This window comes from Amphibiibacter pelophylacis, from assembly GCF_037688875.1.
GTDB classification, from domain to species: domain Bacteria; phylum Pseudomonadota; class Gammaproteobacteria; order Burkholderiales; family Burkholderiaceae_C; genus Amphibiibacter; species Amphibiibacter pelophylacis.
The window spans coordinates 1-15065 of the sequence record NZ_JAWDIE010000024.1; the positions used below are offsets into that span (position 1 = coordinate 1).

At 68.1% G+C, this 15065-nt stretch carries 11 protein-coding genes; 8 read left to right on the forward strand and 3 right to left on the reverse strand.

The window, feature by feature from the left end:
* The 3 genes from RV045_RS12930 to RV045_RS12940 all read right to left on the reverse strand — a co-directional run.
* Positions 1-365, reverse strand: a 365-nt coding sequence (locus RV045_RS12930) for a Rieske (2Fe-2S) protein (protein ID WP_423236206.1), incomplete at its 3' end; no start/stop codon positions are given.
* Positions 362-1069 carry an HAD family hydrolase gene (locus RV045_RS12935; protein ID WP_423236207.1) on the reverse strand — a complete coding sequence of 236 codons (708 nt, stop codon included), beginning with the start codon at positions 1067-1069 and terminating at the stop codon, positions 362-364. The genes RV045_RS12930 and RV045_RS12935, both read right to left, overlap by 4 nt.
* Entirely contained in the window at positions 1066-2106 is a 1041-nt protein-coding gene (locus RV045_RS12940) for an RluA family pseudouridine synthase (RefSeq protein WP_423236208.1), read from the reverse strand. Before RV045_RS12940 ends, RV045_RS12935 begins: the two co-directional genes overlap by 4 nt.
* A gap of 629 nt (positions 2107-2735) precedes the next feature.
* On the opposite strand from RV045_RS12940, the gene RV045_RS12945 reads away from it, so the two are divergent.
* The 8 genes from RV045_RS12945 to RV045_RS12980 all read left to right on the forward strand — a co-directional run bounded on the left by RV045_RS12945 (position 2736) and on the right by RV045_RS12980 (position 15060).
* Complete coding sequence (locus RV045_RS12945; protein ID WP_423236209.1) at positions 2736-5984, forward strand: Rne/Rng family ribonuclease; 3249 nt, start codon at positions 2736-2738, stop codon at positions 5982-5984.
* A gap of 31 nt (positions 5985-6015) precedes the next feature.
* Entirely contained in the window at positions 6016-6861 is an 846-nt protein-coding gene (locus RV045_RS12950; protein ID WP_423236210.1) for an EI24 domain-containing protein, read from the forward strand.
* The gene (locus tag RV045_RS12955; RefSeq protein ID WP_423236211.1) at positions 6858-7742 is read left to right on the forward strand and encodes a competence/damage-inducible protein A; all 885 of its coding nucleotides are present in this window, start codon (positions 6858-6860) and stop codon (positions 7740-7742) included. The genes RV045_RS12950 and RV045_RS12955 overlap by 4 nt, the downstream gene beginning before the upstream one ends.
* Positions 7743-7870: 128 nt before the next feature.
* Positions 7871-9286 carry a type I glutamate--ammonia ligase gene (gene glnA / locus RV045_RS12960; protein WP_423236212.1) on the forward strand — a complete coding sequence of 472 codons (1416 nt, stop codon included), beginning with the start codon at positions 7871-7873 and terminating at the stop codon, positions 9284-9286.
* Positions 9287-9316: 30 nt separating this feature from the next.
* Positions 9317-9970 (forward strand): hypothetical protein, encoded by a 654-nt coding sequence (locus tag RV045_RS12965; protein WP_423236213.1) that lies wholly within the window; start codon positions 9317-9319, stop codon positions 9968-9970.
* Between the two features lie 57 nt (positions 9971-10027).
* The gene (locus tag RV045_RS12970; RefSeq protein WP_423236214.1) at positions 10028-11209 is read left to right on the forward strand and encodes a two-component system sensor histidine kinase NtrB; all 1182 of its coding nucleotides are present in this window, start codon (positions 10028-10030) and stop codon (positions 11207-11209) included.
* Positions 11206-12825 (forward strand): nitrogen regulation protein NR(I), encoded by a 1620-nt coding sequence (gene ntrC / locus RV045_RS12975; protein WP_423236215.1) that lies wholly within the window; start codon positions 11206-11208, stop codon positions 12823-12825. The genes RV045_RS12970 and ntrC overlap by 4 nt, the downstream gene beginning before the upstream one ends.
* Before the next feature lie 144 nt (positions 12826-12969).
* A complete protein-coding gene (locus RV045_RS12980) occupies positions 12970-15060 on the forward strand; it encodes an FG-GAP repeat domain-containing protein (RefSeq protein ID WP_423236216.1) in 2091 nt (696 codons plus the stop codon).
* Positions 15061-15065: the final 5 nt, after the last annotated feature.

A 15065-nucleotide genomic window follows, 5' to 3' on the forward strand; every position in this document is an offset into this window, starting at 1 on the left:
ATGCGGGCGTCGGGCCGCCAGAGCACCTGGCCCCCTTCCTCGATCAGGGGGATGGTGTCCAGGCGGGCGCCCGGGCAGGGGCCGGCGACGCACACGCCGCTGTGCGGATGGTACAGCGCCCCGTGGACGGAGCACTGGATCCATTGCCGGTCACCGTCCCAGAACTGCGCATAGGGCCAATCCAGCTCGGTGGGCACATGCGCGCAGCGGTTGACGTGGGCGCAGGCCTGGCCTTCAAAGCGCAGGGCGAAGGCGCCGGTATCCTCGCCGTAAAACAGCACGCGAAAGACCTGGGCCTCGCCGCCGTCGGCCAGGTCCTGGCTGGCGCACAGGGGCTGCGGCTCGGTGATCAGGGCAGAGCTCATGGCGCTTCTCCCGCCAGTTCGGGGTGCAGCCAGTGCAGCAGCGAGTCCCAGCTGTCGACCAGCGCCAGCGGCTGGGCCTGCGCCAGCGTCGCGCGGTCGTGCGCGCCCCAGCTCACGGCCAGCGCCTGCGCGCCTGCGTTGTGCGCCAGATCGATGTCGTGGCGGGTATCGCCGATCATCAACAGCTCGGCGGCGTTGCAGTCCAGCTCGTCCATCAGCTCGAAAAGCATCATCGGATCGGGCTTGCTGGCGGTTTCGTCGGCGGTGCGGGTCGCGGCAAACCAGCCGTCCGGCCCGGGCGCGGGGGGCAGGCGGTTCAGACGCGGCTGCAGCGTGGCGCGGTTGGCGCCGGTGGCCACGGCCAGGCGGTGGCCCAGGCCCTGCAGGCGCGCCAGCACATCCAGCGTACCGGGAAAGAAATCCAGCCCGTCCTGCTGCAGGCGGTAGTGGTGGCGAAAGCGCTCGACCAGGGCCTGCGTCTGCTCTGCGCCCAGACCCGGCTGCAGGCGCTGCAGCGCGGGCGTGAGACCCAGGCCGATGATCCAGCGGGCCTCGTCCGGCGTGGGGATGCGCAGGCCCAGATCGGCACAACCCGCCTGCGTGGCGTGGACGATGGCGGCGGTCGAGTCGTACAGCGTGCCGTCCCAGTCAAAGACCAGAACCGGGTAGCGAAGGGCTGAAGGAGTCGGGGTGGAAGTCGTCATGGGGGGCTTTCTCCTGAATCGTCGTCCGGGATATCGCCTTCGCGGCCATCCTGGCTTTCATGGGCGGGCAGCGGCAGGCCCAGCGCGGCCAGCAGGCCCAGACATTCCGGGGGCAGCGGCGCCTGAAGGGACAGCGATTCGCCGCTCAGGGGGTGGATCAGGCCCAGGCGCCAGGCGTGCAGGAACATGCGGTCAAAGCGCAGGGGGGGGGCGGCCAGACGTTTGTTCAGCGGGAAGTCGCCGTACTTGTCGTCGCCGACGATGGGGTGCCCCTGGCTGGCCAGGTGGACGCGGATCTGGTGCGTGCGTCCCGTCTTGATGCTGACGTGCAGCAGGCTGAACACCGGCGCGCCCGGGCCCAGCGGCTGGCTGTGGCCCAGCACCTCGACCAGGCTCAGCGCGCGCTGGGCCAGGCCGGATTCCAGCTCGGCGGCGGTGCCCGGGCGCACGCGACGCTCGCCACCCGGCGTGTGGAACTTGACCAGCGGCGTATCCACGCCCCGGCGCTGGCGCGGCCAGTGTCCCAGCACCAGCGCCAGATAGCTTTTGCGCGTGCTGCGCTCGCGCAGCTGGTCCTGCAGCGCGGTCAGCACGCTGCGCTTGCGCGCCACCATCAGCAGGCCGGAGGTGTCGCGGTCCAGCCGGTGGACCAGCTCCAGCATGCCGTGACCGGCGACGGCATCGCGCGCACTGCGCAGCTGCTCGATCACGCCAAAGCTGACGCCGCTGCCACCGTGCACCGCCACTCCGGCGGGTTTGTCCAGCACCAGCAGTCCGCCGTCGTCGTGGACGATGCTGAACTGACGGGGCGGGGCGGCGGGGCGGGCGGGCTCGGTGCCTTGCCGCACCGGCGGCACGCGCACGGTCTCGCCCACGGCGACGCGGCTGTCGGCACTGCGCCGCCCCTTGTCCACCCGCACTTCGCCCGCGCGGATCACGCGGTACACCCAGGTCTTGGGAACGCCCTTGAGCTGGCGCAGCAGGTAGTTGTCCAGGCGCTGCCCGGCGCTGTCCTCGTCCACGACCAGCCAGCGCACCGGGGCGGCGGTCTCAGGATCAGGCGGCGGCGTGGCCGGGGCCGTGGTCCGCGGAACTGGCGGAATTTTTTTGACCGCCGGTCCCGATCGTTTCCCCGGACCGGCAAGGCTGGCCTTTATAATCCCGTTTCGCATGTCGTTCTGACTGTGTGGTGTGTCAGGCCCGATTTTATGGGCATAGCGTGTTGCATGGGCCCGATTCAGGGCTCGCCCAAGGGTTGTCCTTGCGGCGCACACCACACCGGCGACAGCGGCCCTTCAAAACTGCGCCACTGGCCCGGTTTTTCACTGAATCCGTGAATCTGTTTTAACACCTGACCTGTTTACCTTATTCACTCCATTTGAACTTATTTGGGTCGCGCCAACGCGGCGGCCGCGCTGATAACTGACTTTCCCGGTAGGCCTGTTTCTGAATCCCGTATATTTCGCGGATTCTGTCATGCGGCCACACAGATGTTTGTGACCTGTTTTCACCCGCTCTCCAAGACGAACCCATGATTTTGCAGAGTATTTCAGCCTGTTCCTGTGCATCGGGACAGCCCTGGTTTGTGATGACCTGACGAACGACCCACCGGAGGGGTCAGATTGCTGCGCAGCCCTGCGGGCCGACCGGCCACCAGGAATCTGACATGAAACGTATGCTGATCAATGCCACGCAGCCCGAAGAGCGGCGGCTGGCGATTGTTGACGGGCAGAAGCTGCTCGATTTTGAAACCGAAATCGAAGGGCTGGAGCAGCGCAAAGGCAATATCTACAAGGCGGTCGTGACCCGCGTAGAGCCGTCGCTGGAAGCCTGTTTCGTTGATTACGGCGAAGACCGCCACGGCTTCCTGCCCTTCAAGGAAATCTCGCGCCAGTATTTCAAAGAAGGCCCGGATGCGCGCACCGCCCGCATCAATGAAGTGATCAGCCAGGGGCAGGAGCTGCTGGTTCAGGTCGAAAAAGAAGAGCGCGGCAACAAGGGCGCGGCCCTGACCACCTATATCAGCCTGGCCGGGCGCTACGTGGTGCTCATGCCCAACAACCCGCGCGGCGGCGGCGTCTCGCGCCGCATTGAGGGCGAAGACCGCGAAGAGCTGAAAGAAAACCTCGACCAGCTCGAATACCCCAAGGGCATGAGCCTGATCGCCCGCACCGCCGGTATCGGCCGCAGCGCCGCCGAACTGCAGTGGGATCTGAACTACCTGCTCAAACTCTGGACAGCCATCGACAGCGCCGGCAAGGCCGGCAAGGGCGCCTACCTGATTTACCAGGAATCCAGCCTGGTGATTCGCGCGATCCGCGATTATTTCACCTCGGAGATCGGCGAGATTCTCATCGACACCGATGATATTTTCGAGCAGGCCCAGCAGTTCATGAATCACGTGATGCCGGATACGGCCGATCGCGTGAAACGGTATCGGGACGACGCGCCACTGTTTGCGCGTTTCCAGATCGAAAACCAGATCGAAACCGCATTTTCGCGCACCGTGCATCTGCCGTCGGGCGGCTCGATCGTCATTGACCACACCGAAGCGCTGGTCGCGGTGGATATCAACTCGGCACGCTCGACACGCGGTGGTGGCGTGGAAGAAACCGCCACGCGCACCAACCTGGAAGCGGCTGACGAAATCGCGCGCCAGATGCGTCTGCGTGACCTGGGTGGTCTGATCGTGGTCGATTTCATCGACATGGAAGAATCGAAGAACCGCCGCGAGGTTGAACAGCGCCTGCGCGACGCCCTGCGCCAGGATCGCGCCCGCGTGCAGATCAGCGCCATCAGCAAGTTCGGCCTGCTGGAAATGTCGCGCCAGCGCCTGCGCCCGGCGCTATCTGAAGGCAGCCACATCGCCTGCCCGCGCTGCAACGGCACCGGTCACATCCGCGACACCGAATCGTCGGCCCTGCAGATCCTGCGCATCATCCAGGAAGAGTCGATGAAGGAGGGCACGGCCGCCGTCCATGTGCAGGTGCCGGTCGAAGTGACCAGCTTCCTGCTCAACGAGAAGCGCGCCGAGATCAGCAAGATCGAGTACAAGCAGCGCGTCAACGTGCTGCTGGTGCCCAATAAACACCTGGACACGCCCAATTACAAGCTGGAGCGCCTGCGCCACGACGACCCGCGTCTGGACAAGATTCAGGCCAGCTACACCATGATCGAGGAGCCGGAAGACGCCGTCTCGGTCAGCCGCCGCCGCAGCGCCGAAGAGCGCGGCCAGCCCAAGCGCGAGCCCGTCATCAAGGGCATCCTGCCCGACCAGCCCGCGCCGGTCGCCGTGACTCCGCCGCCCGCACCCAAGCCTGTTTCCCAGCCGCAGGCGGCAGTTCCGTCGCCGGCTATGGCACCGGCTCCCGTGGATGCGCCCGCAGCCTCTGGCGGCATCATGGGCTTCCTGCGCCGCCTGTTCGCAGGGCCGCCGCCCGCCGAGCAGCCCGCGCCTGTCGCACCGCAGGCCGTTGCGCCCGCTGCAGACGAGCGTGAAGGCCGCCGCAACGCCGGTTCCGGTCAGGGCCGTTCGGGCCAGCGTCAGGGCCGGGGCCGCAGTGATAGTCGCAGCGAAGGCCGTGAAAATCGTGAAGGCCGCGAGAACCGCGAACCCCGCGAAGCCCGTGGCGACAGCCGCCGCCCGCGTCCCGAAGCCGCTCCTGCTGAGGACGGCGCGGTGGCGCGTCCCGAGCGCCAGCCGCGTCAGCCCCGCGCTGATCGCCCGGACCGACCCGAGCGCGCCGAGCGCCCGGAGAAAAATGATCGGCCGGAGCGCGTTGAACGTGCGGAAGGCGACGGCGGCAACCGCCGTGCCCGCCGTCCCTATCCTGCAGACGCTGTGGCCGAAACCCCTGCTGACCCCCGTGACGAGGCGCTGAACGAACCGTCCTCCACTTCTGGCTACGGCATCGCTGCTGCGGGTGTGGCCGCTGCCGCTGCTGTCGGCACCGTCGCCGCGATGGGTGCCGAAACCCATGCCGCACCGGCCGAATCGGGCGAGGCCAGCGAAGGCGGACGCCGCCGCCGCCGTCCGCGCCGGGATCGTCCTGAAAACGCCGCGGGCGCTGAAGGCGCAGAGCGCGCAGAAGAAGGCCAGGAGGCACTGATTGCTGCTGATGCGGCCCAGTCCTACGCCGCCGACACTGACGCTGCTGACGCGACTGACACGCTGGACGTGGCCGAGGGCCAGGAAGGCACCGATGCCGCCGAATCCACCGACGGCGAAGCCGGGGTGGACGTGGAACGCCGCCGCCGCCGGGGACGTGGACGCCGTCTGCGCGGCCCGCGCACCCAGCGCGAAGGCCTGGCGCAGCAGGATTTTGTCGACACCGTGCCGGGCGACCTGGCGCTGGACCAGGGCTTCCGCCCGGTGGTCACTGCGCTGGACGAAGCGGCTGACACCGAAACCGCCGCCGACGTGTCCACCCACCCTGTGGTGATGGACGAGGTGGCCGACGAGCCGGTCGTGAGCCAGCCTGTGGCTGAAACAAGCGCTCCCGTGGCGGCGCAGCCTGCTGCGGTTCCCGTTGCTGAGCCTGTGCTCGCTGCGCCTGTGGCCCCCGCCGTCGTTCCGGCTGTGACGGTCGCTGCTGCCGTGGTGGCCGCGCCAGCACCGGCTGTCGCTGTGGCGCCTGCACAAAATGCAGCGCCCAGCCTGACGACCGCCCCGGCCACGGGCTGGAGCCTGCCCGAGCGCGATCTGGCGCAGATGCTGTCGGGCGCTGGCCTGCAGTGGGTGCAGAGCGACAGCGAGCGCGTGCGTGCCGTGCGCGAGCAGATCGCCAGCGAGCCGCGCCCCGCGCATGTGCCGCGCGAGCGCGCCCCGCTGCCGCCCGCCGACACCGGCCCGCTGGTGCTGGTTGAGACCCGCAAGGATCTGGCCGGCGTGCGCTACCCCTTTGATGGGGCCTGAATGGGCCTGATGCACGAATGGTGAGGCGCGCATGAAGGCCGTCATGGACGCCTTCTGGCGTGCCGCCGCCTACTGCCTGCACCCCAAGGTGCTGCTGTTGACGCTGCTGCCCCTGGCGGTGCTGGTGATGCTGGCGCTGACGCTGGGCGTGTGGTTCTGGCACCCGGCTGTGCAGGCGGTGCAGGCTGTCATCGGCGACTGGTCGCTGGGCCAGACCGCCACGCTGTGGCTGCAGCAGATCGGCCTGCCCGATTTGCGCGTGGTGCTGGCGCCGATGATTGTCATCGCGCTGGCGCTGCCATTGCTGGTGATGACGTCGCTGCTGCTGGTGTCGCTGTGGCTGACGCCGGGGCTGGTGCGTCTGGTGCAGCGTCGGCGCTTTGCGCAGATGGCGGCGGGCAAGGGCTCCGGCCTGTGGCGCGGCCTTGGGCTGTCACTGGGCTGGACGCTGCTGGCGCTGGTCCTCACCGTGTTGACCGTGCCGCTGTGGCTGATCCCGCCGCTGGTGCTGGTGCTGCCCCCGCTGATCTGGGGCTGGCTGACCGGCAAGGTCATGGCGCACGACGTGCTGGCCGAATACGCCAGCGCCGAAGAATCGCGCCAGATTCTGCACAGCCAGCGCGGCTGGTTCCTGCTGATGGGCGTGATCAGCGGCTATCTTGGCGCGGCGCCCACCGTGCTGTTCAGCATCCTGGGCGCTTTTGCCGTGGTGCTGGCGCCGCTGCTGGTGGTGGTGGTGGTGTGGCTTTACACGGTGGTCTTCGCCTTCACGGCATGCTGGTTTGCGCACTTCGCCCTGGCGCGTCTGCACCTGCTGCGCCAAAATGACGCGGAGCGGCTGGACGGTCCGGCCGCCCCTGCTGCTGGGCTGACATGAGCGATCCCCTCGAATTTCCCCCTGACACCGGCGCGCCAGACGACGCGCTCGAGCGCCACGCCGCCGCATTGCACGCTGGACCGCCTGCGGCCTTTGGCGCGCTGGTGATTGGCGACGAGATTCTCTCCGGCCGCCGCCAGGACCGCCATATGGCGGCGCTGATCGCGGCGCTGAACGCACGCGGCCTGCAGCTGGCCTGGGCGCGCTATGTGGGCGACGAGCCCGCGCAGATCGAAGAGGCGCTGGCCTGGGCGGCCCGGCAGCCCACGCCCGCTTTCAGCTTTGGCGGCATTGGCGCCACGCCGGACGATCACACCCGCGCCTGCGCTGCGCGCGCGCTGGGTCGCCCGCTGCACCGCCACGAGGGCGCGCAGGCCCTGATCCACACCCGCGCCGCAGAGATGGCGCAGGAAAAAGGGGTCAGCTACGACCCCGATCGCCCCGAAAACCGCCACCGCCTGCACATGGGCGTGCTGCCGCAGGGGGCGCGCCTGATCCACAACCCCTACAACCGCATTCCCGGCTTCAGCGTGGCGCATCTGCACTTCGTGCCCGGCTTTCCGGTCATGGCCCACCCCATGCTGGAAGAGGTGCTGGACCGCGAGTACGCCGCCTGGCACCACCGTGGTGCATGGCTGGAGCGCGCCATCATCGTCTTTGACACTTTTGAGTCGCGCCTGACCCCGCTGATGGAGCGCATCGAGGCCCAGCACCCCGGCGTGCGCGTCTTCAGCCTGCCCAGCGTGGCGCACCCGCAGCACGGTCCGCACATCGAGCTGGGCGTGAAGGGCGAGCCCCAGTGCACCGAAGCCGCCTATGCCCAGTTATTGGGCGAGTTGCGCACCTTATCGGTGCGTTTTCAGGAGATGATCAGCACCTGAATGGTGCATGATCGCCGGATTGCGCCTGCGTCCGCCGGGAGCGCCTCTGGCATGGTTTATGCTGTAGTCTGATTCAGAGATCACTGGTTCAACCCCGGCGCACCGTCCGGGATTTTATGGAGAGCACAATGAGCAAAAGCGTCGCAGACGTGATGAAGATGGTGGCCGAACACGAAGTCAAGTTCGTGGATTTCCGTTTCACCGACATCCGGGGCAAAGAGCAGCACGTCACCGTGCCCGTGTCCCATTTTGACGAGGACAAGTTCGAATCCGGCCACGCCTTTGACGGCTCGTCCATCGCGGGCTGGAAGGGCATCGAAGCCTCGGACATGCTGCTCAAGCCCGATCCCAACACCGCCAACATCGACCCCTTCTTCCAGGAGCCGACGCTGATCCTGACCTGCGACGTGGTCGAGCCCAGCGATGGCAAGGCCTACGAGCGCGATCCGCGCAGCCTGGCGCGCCGCGCCGAAGCCTATCTGAAGGCTTCCGGCCTGGGCGACACCGCCTACTTCGGCCCCGAACCCGAATTCTTCGTGTTCGACAGCATCCGCTGGGGCAACGACATGAGCGGCTCGTTCTACAAGATCGAGTCTGAAGAAGGTGCCTGGAACACCGGCGCCGAGTTCGAGGGCGGCAACAAGGGCTTCCGCCCCACCGTCAAGGGCGGTTACTTCCCCGTGCCCCCGGTCGATTCCGGCCAGGACATGCGCTCGGAAATGTGCCTGATCCTGGAAGAGCTGGGCATCCCCGTTGAAGTGCACCACCACGAAGTCGCCAACGCCGGGCAGATGGAAATCGGCACGCGCTTCGCGACCCTGACCGAGCGCGCCGACTGGACACTGCTGCAAAAGTACGTGATCCACAACGTCGCCGCCGGTTATGGCAAGACGGCCACCTTCATGCCCAAGCCCATCGTCGGCGACAACGGCAGTGGCATGCACGTGCACCAGTCGGTCTGGAAAGACGGCAAGAACCTGTTCGCCGGTGACGGCTATGCGGGCCTGAGCGATTTCGCGCTGTACTACATCGGCGGCATCATCAAGCACGCCCGCGCGCTGAACGCCATCACCAACCCCGGCACCAACAGCTACAAGCGCCTGGTGCCCGGCTTTGAAGCCCCGGTGAAGCTGGCCTATTCGGCCAAGAACCGCTCCGCTTCGATCCGCATTCCCTTCGTGGCCAACCCCAAGGGCCGTCGCGTGGAAGCCCGCTTCCCCGATCCCCTGATGAACCCCTACCTGGGTTTTGCCGCGCTGCTGATGGCGGGCCTGGACGGCGTCGAGAACAAGATCCACCCGGGCGAAGCCGCCACCAAGGATCTCTACCACCTGCCGCCCGAAGAAGACGCGAAGATCCCGACCGTGTGCCACAGCCTGGATCAGGCGCTGGAAGCTCTGGACGCGGATCGCGCCTTCCTGACCAAGGGTGGCGTGTTCACCGATGCCTTCATCGATGCCTACATCGACCTGAAGATGCAGGAAGTGACGCGCTTCCGCATGGCGACTCACCCGGTTGAGTTCGACATGTACTACACGCTGTAAACGGTCAGGCAGCGAAAGGGCGATGGACGGATGACGGACACGGCGGCAGGCCTGCGGCGCACGGCAGCGGTTCTGGTGGTTCTTGCCGCCGGATCGGCGGCTGGGCCGCTGCGTGCGGCCACCGTGTACCGCTGTCCGGGCCCGCCGGTGCTTTACACCGACGCCTATACGGCGGCGGAGGCCAAACGGCTCAAGTGCAGCCCGATACGCAACGCGCCGATCACCGTCATCACCTCGCCGGTGCGGCTCACCCCCGCACCGCAGGTCAACCTCAACGAGGTGCAGCAGCAGACGCAGGATAAGGTGGTGGGGGGCGACAGGCCCGCCAGCACCGCGTCCCGCGAGCGTGCGCCAGCCCGATCGCCTGCGCCCAAAAGCGCGGGTGCTGGGGCGGGCAGCAGGCCGGGTTTCTACGCCGATGGCGACGCGCGGGTGCCAAGCACCACCCAGCAGAACCGCGACAAAGACGCCCGCATGATTCTGGAGAGTGAGCTGCAGCGCGAAACCGCCGCGCTGGACGCCCTGCGCGCCCAGCTGGCAGGCGGCCAGTTGCCCCTGCAGCCCGGCGAAACCGCCACATCCCCGGCCTACCAGCAGCGGCTGGCCGAGCTGAAAACGCGCGTGGCCCGTCATGAAAACGACGTGCGCGCCATCACCAAAGAGCTCGAACGGCTCAGGCGCTAGCCCTTTGGGCTGCGGGCGCCTTCGCCGCCCGGGCCTATCACTGAAGGAGACTCCTGCGTGCAAGCCCCCGAAACTGGCCTGCCGGCGCACAGCCCTGCCTTTGACCAGATGGCCGTGTGGCTGGCCTGGGTGGACGGCGAAGGCCAGGTCCGCCACGCCAACGCGGCGCTGCAATCGGCGCTGGGACGTTCGCTGCGCCAGCTGTGCGGTCGGCCAGTCCAGGACTGGCTGGTGCTGGGCGACGAGGTGCTGCAGGCCATGGACCGCATCCGCCGGGAAGATTTTGGCCACAGCCACTTCGAGGCCACCCTCGGGGGTGCAGCCTGGCTGCGCCCGCCCACGGCGCTGATGGGGGAGGGCGTCGGGCCCGCCTCTCGCCTGCGCGGGCTGATCAGCCGCAGCGACGAAGGCTGGTGCCTGCTGCAGATGTGGCCGGTGGCCCGCCAGCAGGAACAGGACGAGGAGCGCCAGGCGCGCGAGCACCAGATGGCGCAGCACGCGCTGTTTCGCGCGCTGGCGCACGAGATCAAAAACCCGCTGGGCGGCATCCGGGGTGCCGCGCAGCTGATGGCCATGGATTTCACCGCGCTGCAAGACGGCAGCGCCGCGCTGGACAGCGACATGCTGAAGGAATGGCGATCGTGCGCCCGCGTGGTCGACGACGAGGTCGGCCGCCTGCAGGGCCTGGTCGACCGGCTGCTGACGCCGCAGCGGGCGCCGCGCCAGCAGGGCTGGGTGAATGTCCACGAGGTCTGCGAGCACGTCTGGCGCCTGGTCAAGGCCGAGTACGGCGAGGGCCTGAGCTGGCAGCGCGATTACGACGTCTCGCTGCCCGAGCTCTGGAGCGACCACGGGCGACTGGTCCAGGTCGTGCTGAACCTGGTGCAGAACGCCGCGCAGATGCTGCAGCCGCGCCGTCTGGCCGGGGATGCGCGCATCACGGTGCGCACGCGCGCTGTGCGTCAAAGCACGGTGGTGCAGTCGCGCCACCGCCTGGCCATCGAGCTGACGGTGTCCGACAACGGGCCGGGCGTCGCGCCCGAGCTGCAGCACACGCTGTTCGCGCCCATGGTCTCGGGGCGCAGCGGTGGCACGGGCCTGGGCCTGACGCTGGCGCAGACCTACGCCCAGCAATTGGGAGGCAGCCTGAAACTGGAGCAGGCCCAGCCGCACGCGGTCTTTCGCGTGCTGCTGCCTGTGAGCGGGCCAGCGGCCCAGGAAGACAAGGGACGCGCATGAACGCCAATCTGCAGAGCAGCACCGGCCCCGGTGCCGAAGTCTGGGTGGTCGACGACGACGCCTCGATCCGCTATGTGCTCGAGCGCGCGCTGGTGCGGGCGGGCTTTCGGCTGCGCACTTTTGAGCGCGCCGACGCGGTCAGCCAGGCGCTGGCTGCCAGCCAGCCCGATGTGCTCCTGTCCGATGTGCGCATGCCGGGCAGCTCGGGGCTGGAACTGCTGGCCGACATCGGCCTGCGCTACCCGCTGCTGCCCGTCATCATCATGACGGCTTACGCCGACCTGGACAGCGCGGTCTCGGCGCTGCAGGGCGGGGCGTTCGAGCATGTCGCCAAGCCTTTTGATCTGCCCCAGGTGGTCCACCTGGTCGAGCAGGCCGTCAGCCGCCGCGCCAGCGCGGAGGCCCAGTCCGAAGCGCCAGGCGCTGCACCCGAGCCGGTCGCTCCGGCGGGTGGCTGGCCCGATCTGCTGGGGCAGTCGCCCGCGATGCAGGAGGTATTCCGCGCTATCGGGCGTCTGTCCAAAAGCCTGGCCACGGTGCTGATCACTGGCGAATCGGGCACGGGGAAAGAGCTTGTCGCGCGCGCCCTGCACCGCCACAGCCCGCGCAGCAAAGGGCCTTTCGTGGCGATCAATACGGCGGCGATTCCGGCGGAACTGCTTGAATCGGAGCTCTTTGGTCACGAACGAGGCGCTTTCACCGGCGCGCAAAGCCAGCGCCCGGGCCGCTTTGAGCAGGCGCAGGGCGGCACGCTCTTTCTGGACGAGATCGGCGACATGCCCTTTGCGCTGCAGAACCGCCTGCTGCGCGTGCTGTCCGACGGGCACTATTACCGCGTGGGCGGCCAGCAGCTGCTGCGCACCGATGTGCGCGTGATCGCCGCCACGCACCAGCCGCTGGAAGACCGCGTGCAGCAGGGCCTGTTCCGCGAAGACCTGCTGCACCGCCTGAACGTGATCCGCCTGCGCCTGCCGCCGCTGCGCGAGCGCGCGCTGGACATCCCGGCGCTGGCCCGCCACTTCCTGCGCGGCTGTGCGCCGCGCCTGGGCGTCGAGGCCAAGCAGCTCAGCGACGAGGCCGCCGCGCTGCTGCAGGGCTTTGGCTTTCCGGGCAATGTGCGCCAGCTCGAGAACATGTGCCAGTGGCTGACCATCATGGCGCCGGGCAACCGCATCGAGGTGGGCGACCTGCCGCCCGAGGTGCTGGATGCCGCCGCAGTGGCCGGGCCGGGCAGCGTCGCTCCGGTGATGCTGACGGCGGTGGATGCGCCGCAGCCTGCGCGTCACCCGGCCGGCATCCATCCTTCCGCCCCGCCTTCCGTGCTGGCCCATCCAGCGTTCGCGCCGGGACTGGCGCCGACCGAAGCCTGGTCGCAGCAGCTCTACCGCAGCGCGCTGGCTGCTTTGCAGGACGGTCAGACGCCCGACGGGCTGCTGTGGGGCCAGTGCATCCAGCAGGCCGAGGCGGCGTTGATGTCGGCGGCGCTGCAGGCCACGCACGGCCGCCGCATCGAGGCCGCCCGCCGCCTGGGCCTGGGTCGCAACACCCTGACGCGCAAGCTGCAGGAGCTGGGCCTGAGCGCATCCGACAGCGCAGACAGCCCCGACGGCGGCTGAGCCCCGCGCGATCGTGCCCTGTTGCTGTTTTGCAACGGGCCCTGCAACCCGTGCAGTTTCACCCCACGGCCTGTCGCCCTTCCCGTACAGTCCCGTCTGCTTTGAGGGGGTGTGACCCCCGGGCTTCAGGACAGGGATGACGACATGACGCAGATGCAGTACCAGCCGCCCATTCAGGTGCAAGTTCAGCCGCAAGTTCCGCTGCAGAGCCAGCCCGGCGCAGCCCGCTGCAGCCTGGGCCTGAGGGCCTGCCGGACGGGTCTGGTCGCTGTGATGGCCCTGACCAGCACGCTGTTCGCGGGTCTCGCCCACGCAGCGCTGCCCTGGAGCACGCCGTTTGACGCGCAGAAAGACGCGGCTGTGCTGATCGTGCTCGGGCAATCCAACGCCGAAGGCTGGACGACCAGCCTGAGCCCCAGCGAGATCGCGGCACGCAGCAATCTGGCCAATGTTCACGGCCTGCCGCGCGGTGCCAATCTGAAAGTCAACGCGCAAAGCATCACCTGGGCGCCGTACAGCGTGTCGGACAGCAACCTGGGCGATAACTACAACGGCGGCGCCAGCATCCACCTGGCGGGCGAGTTCGCCCAGCGCTGGCAGCAGGCCATCAACAATGGCCAGAAGCTGCCGGATCTGTACGTCGTCCACATCGCCTGGGGTGGCCAGGGCTTTGGTCCGGGCACGGGCACGGACAACCGCTGGAGCCCCAGCCGCAATCCAGCCGATGTGCAGAGCCTTTACCCGCTCGCCCGCCGCACACTGGCGCTGGCGGCGCAGAACCTGATCGGGCAGGGCAAGCGCGTGCGCGTCATCGGTCTGCACTGGAACCAGTGGGAAACCGACAACCAGGCCGGCTGGATGAACTCGGCAGCGGATGCGCAAAACGGCTTCGCCGCGCAGCTCAATGGCATTGCCTCGGCGCTGGGCGAGGCGGATTTTCCGATCTATCTGTACCGTCCGCGCTCCACCATTTATAGCCGCAGGTTTTATGGCGGCAACCTCACCAAATTCAATTACATCGCTCAGGGCCTGACGCAGCTGGCCAGCTCGGGCGGCAAGTTCCGCCTGCTGGACGCCGCTGATGCGGTCAGCGCCACGGGCGCCCGCCTCTTCAACCCCAGTGGCGCGGCCACGGGCGAGCGTTACGGCATTTTCCAGGACGACACCGTGCACTACACGCCCGACGTGCAGCGCTGGTTCGCCCGCAAGCAATGGGATCTGGTCTTTACCTCGGGCGTGTACGGCGGCGAGGTCAGCTCGGTGGACAGCCGCCTGGTTTCCGCCACGCCCGCAGCCCCGGCGCCGGGCCGCTGCGCCAGCCCGCTGGCCACGGGAACGGCCGATTTTGGCGGCGATTGCGCCCACGACCTGCTCTTTACCAACGCCCAGGGCAGCTATGTGATCTGGCAGATGCAGTCCGGCCGCATCCAATCTGACACCGGCCAGTTTGGCGTCGCTGCGCCCTGGCGCGTCGTGGCCCAGCGCGATTTCAATGGCGATGGCCAGACCGATCTGCTGTGGTACTACCCGCCCGAAGACCGTTATGTGCTGTGGACCATGGGCCGCGACGGTCGGGTGCAGTCGGGGGCGGGCCTGACGCCGCATGCGCCGGGCTGGAAAGTCGTGGGCGTGGCTGATTTTGATGGCGACGGCAAGGCTGACCTGCTGTGGCACAACGCGGCCTCCGGCCAGGCGCTGGTCTGGCTGATGAACGGCGCCACGCTGGCCCCTTCGCAACCGGGGGGTGGTCTCAGCCTGCCCGCTGGCTACCAGATCAAGGCCATTGCCGATTTCAAAGGGTTGGGTCGTGCCCAGGTGCTGCTGCACAAGCCAGCCAGCGACGATTACCGCCTGTGGACCCTGAATGGCCGCACGCTGGTCGCTGACGAAGCCCTGCCGGATCACGCGCCGGGCTGGTCCGTGTGGGCCACGGGCGATGTCAATGGTGACGGCAAAGCCGACATCCTGTGGTTCAACGCCGCCTCGCGCGGCCGGGTGACCTGGCTGATGGATGGCGCCCGAATCCTCGGGGGCCAGGGCCAGAGCGCTCTGCCTGCAGTTCAGCAGCAGCTTCAGGCGGCTGATTTCTCGGGCAACGGCCGCGTCGGCATCCTGCTGCGCGATACCCGCACCGGTGCAATGCAGATCGAAGACCCGGTGTCCGGTGCGCTGACGCCCTTCTCCACCCAGCCTGCTCCGGGCTGGCTGCCGGTGGCGGTGGACGGGCTGCGCTGAGGGCG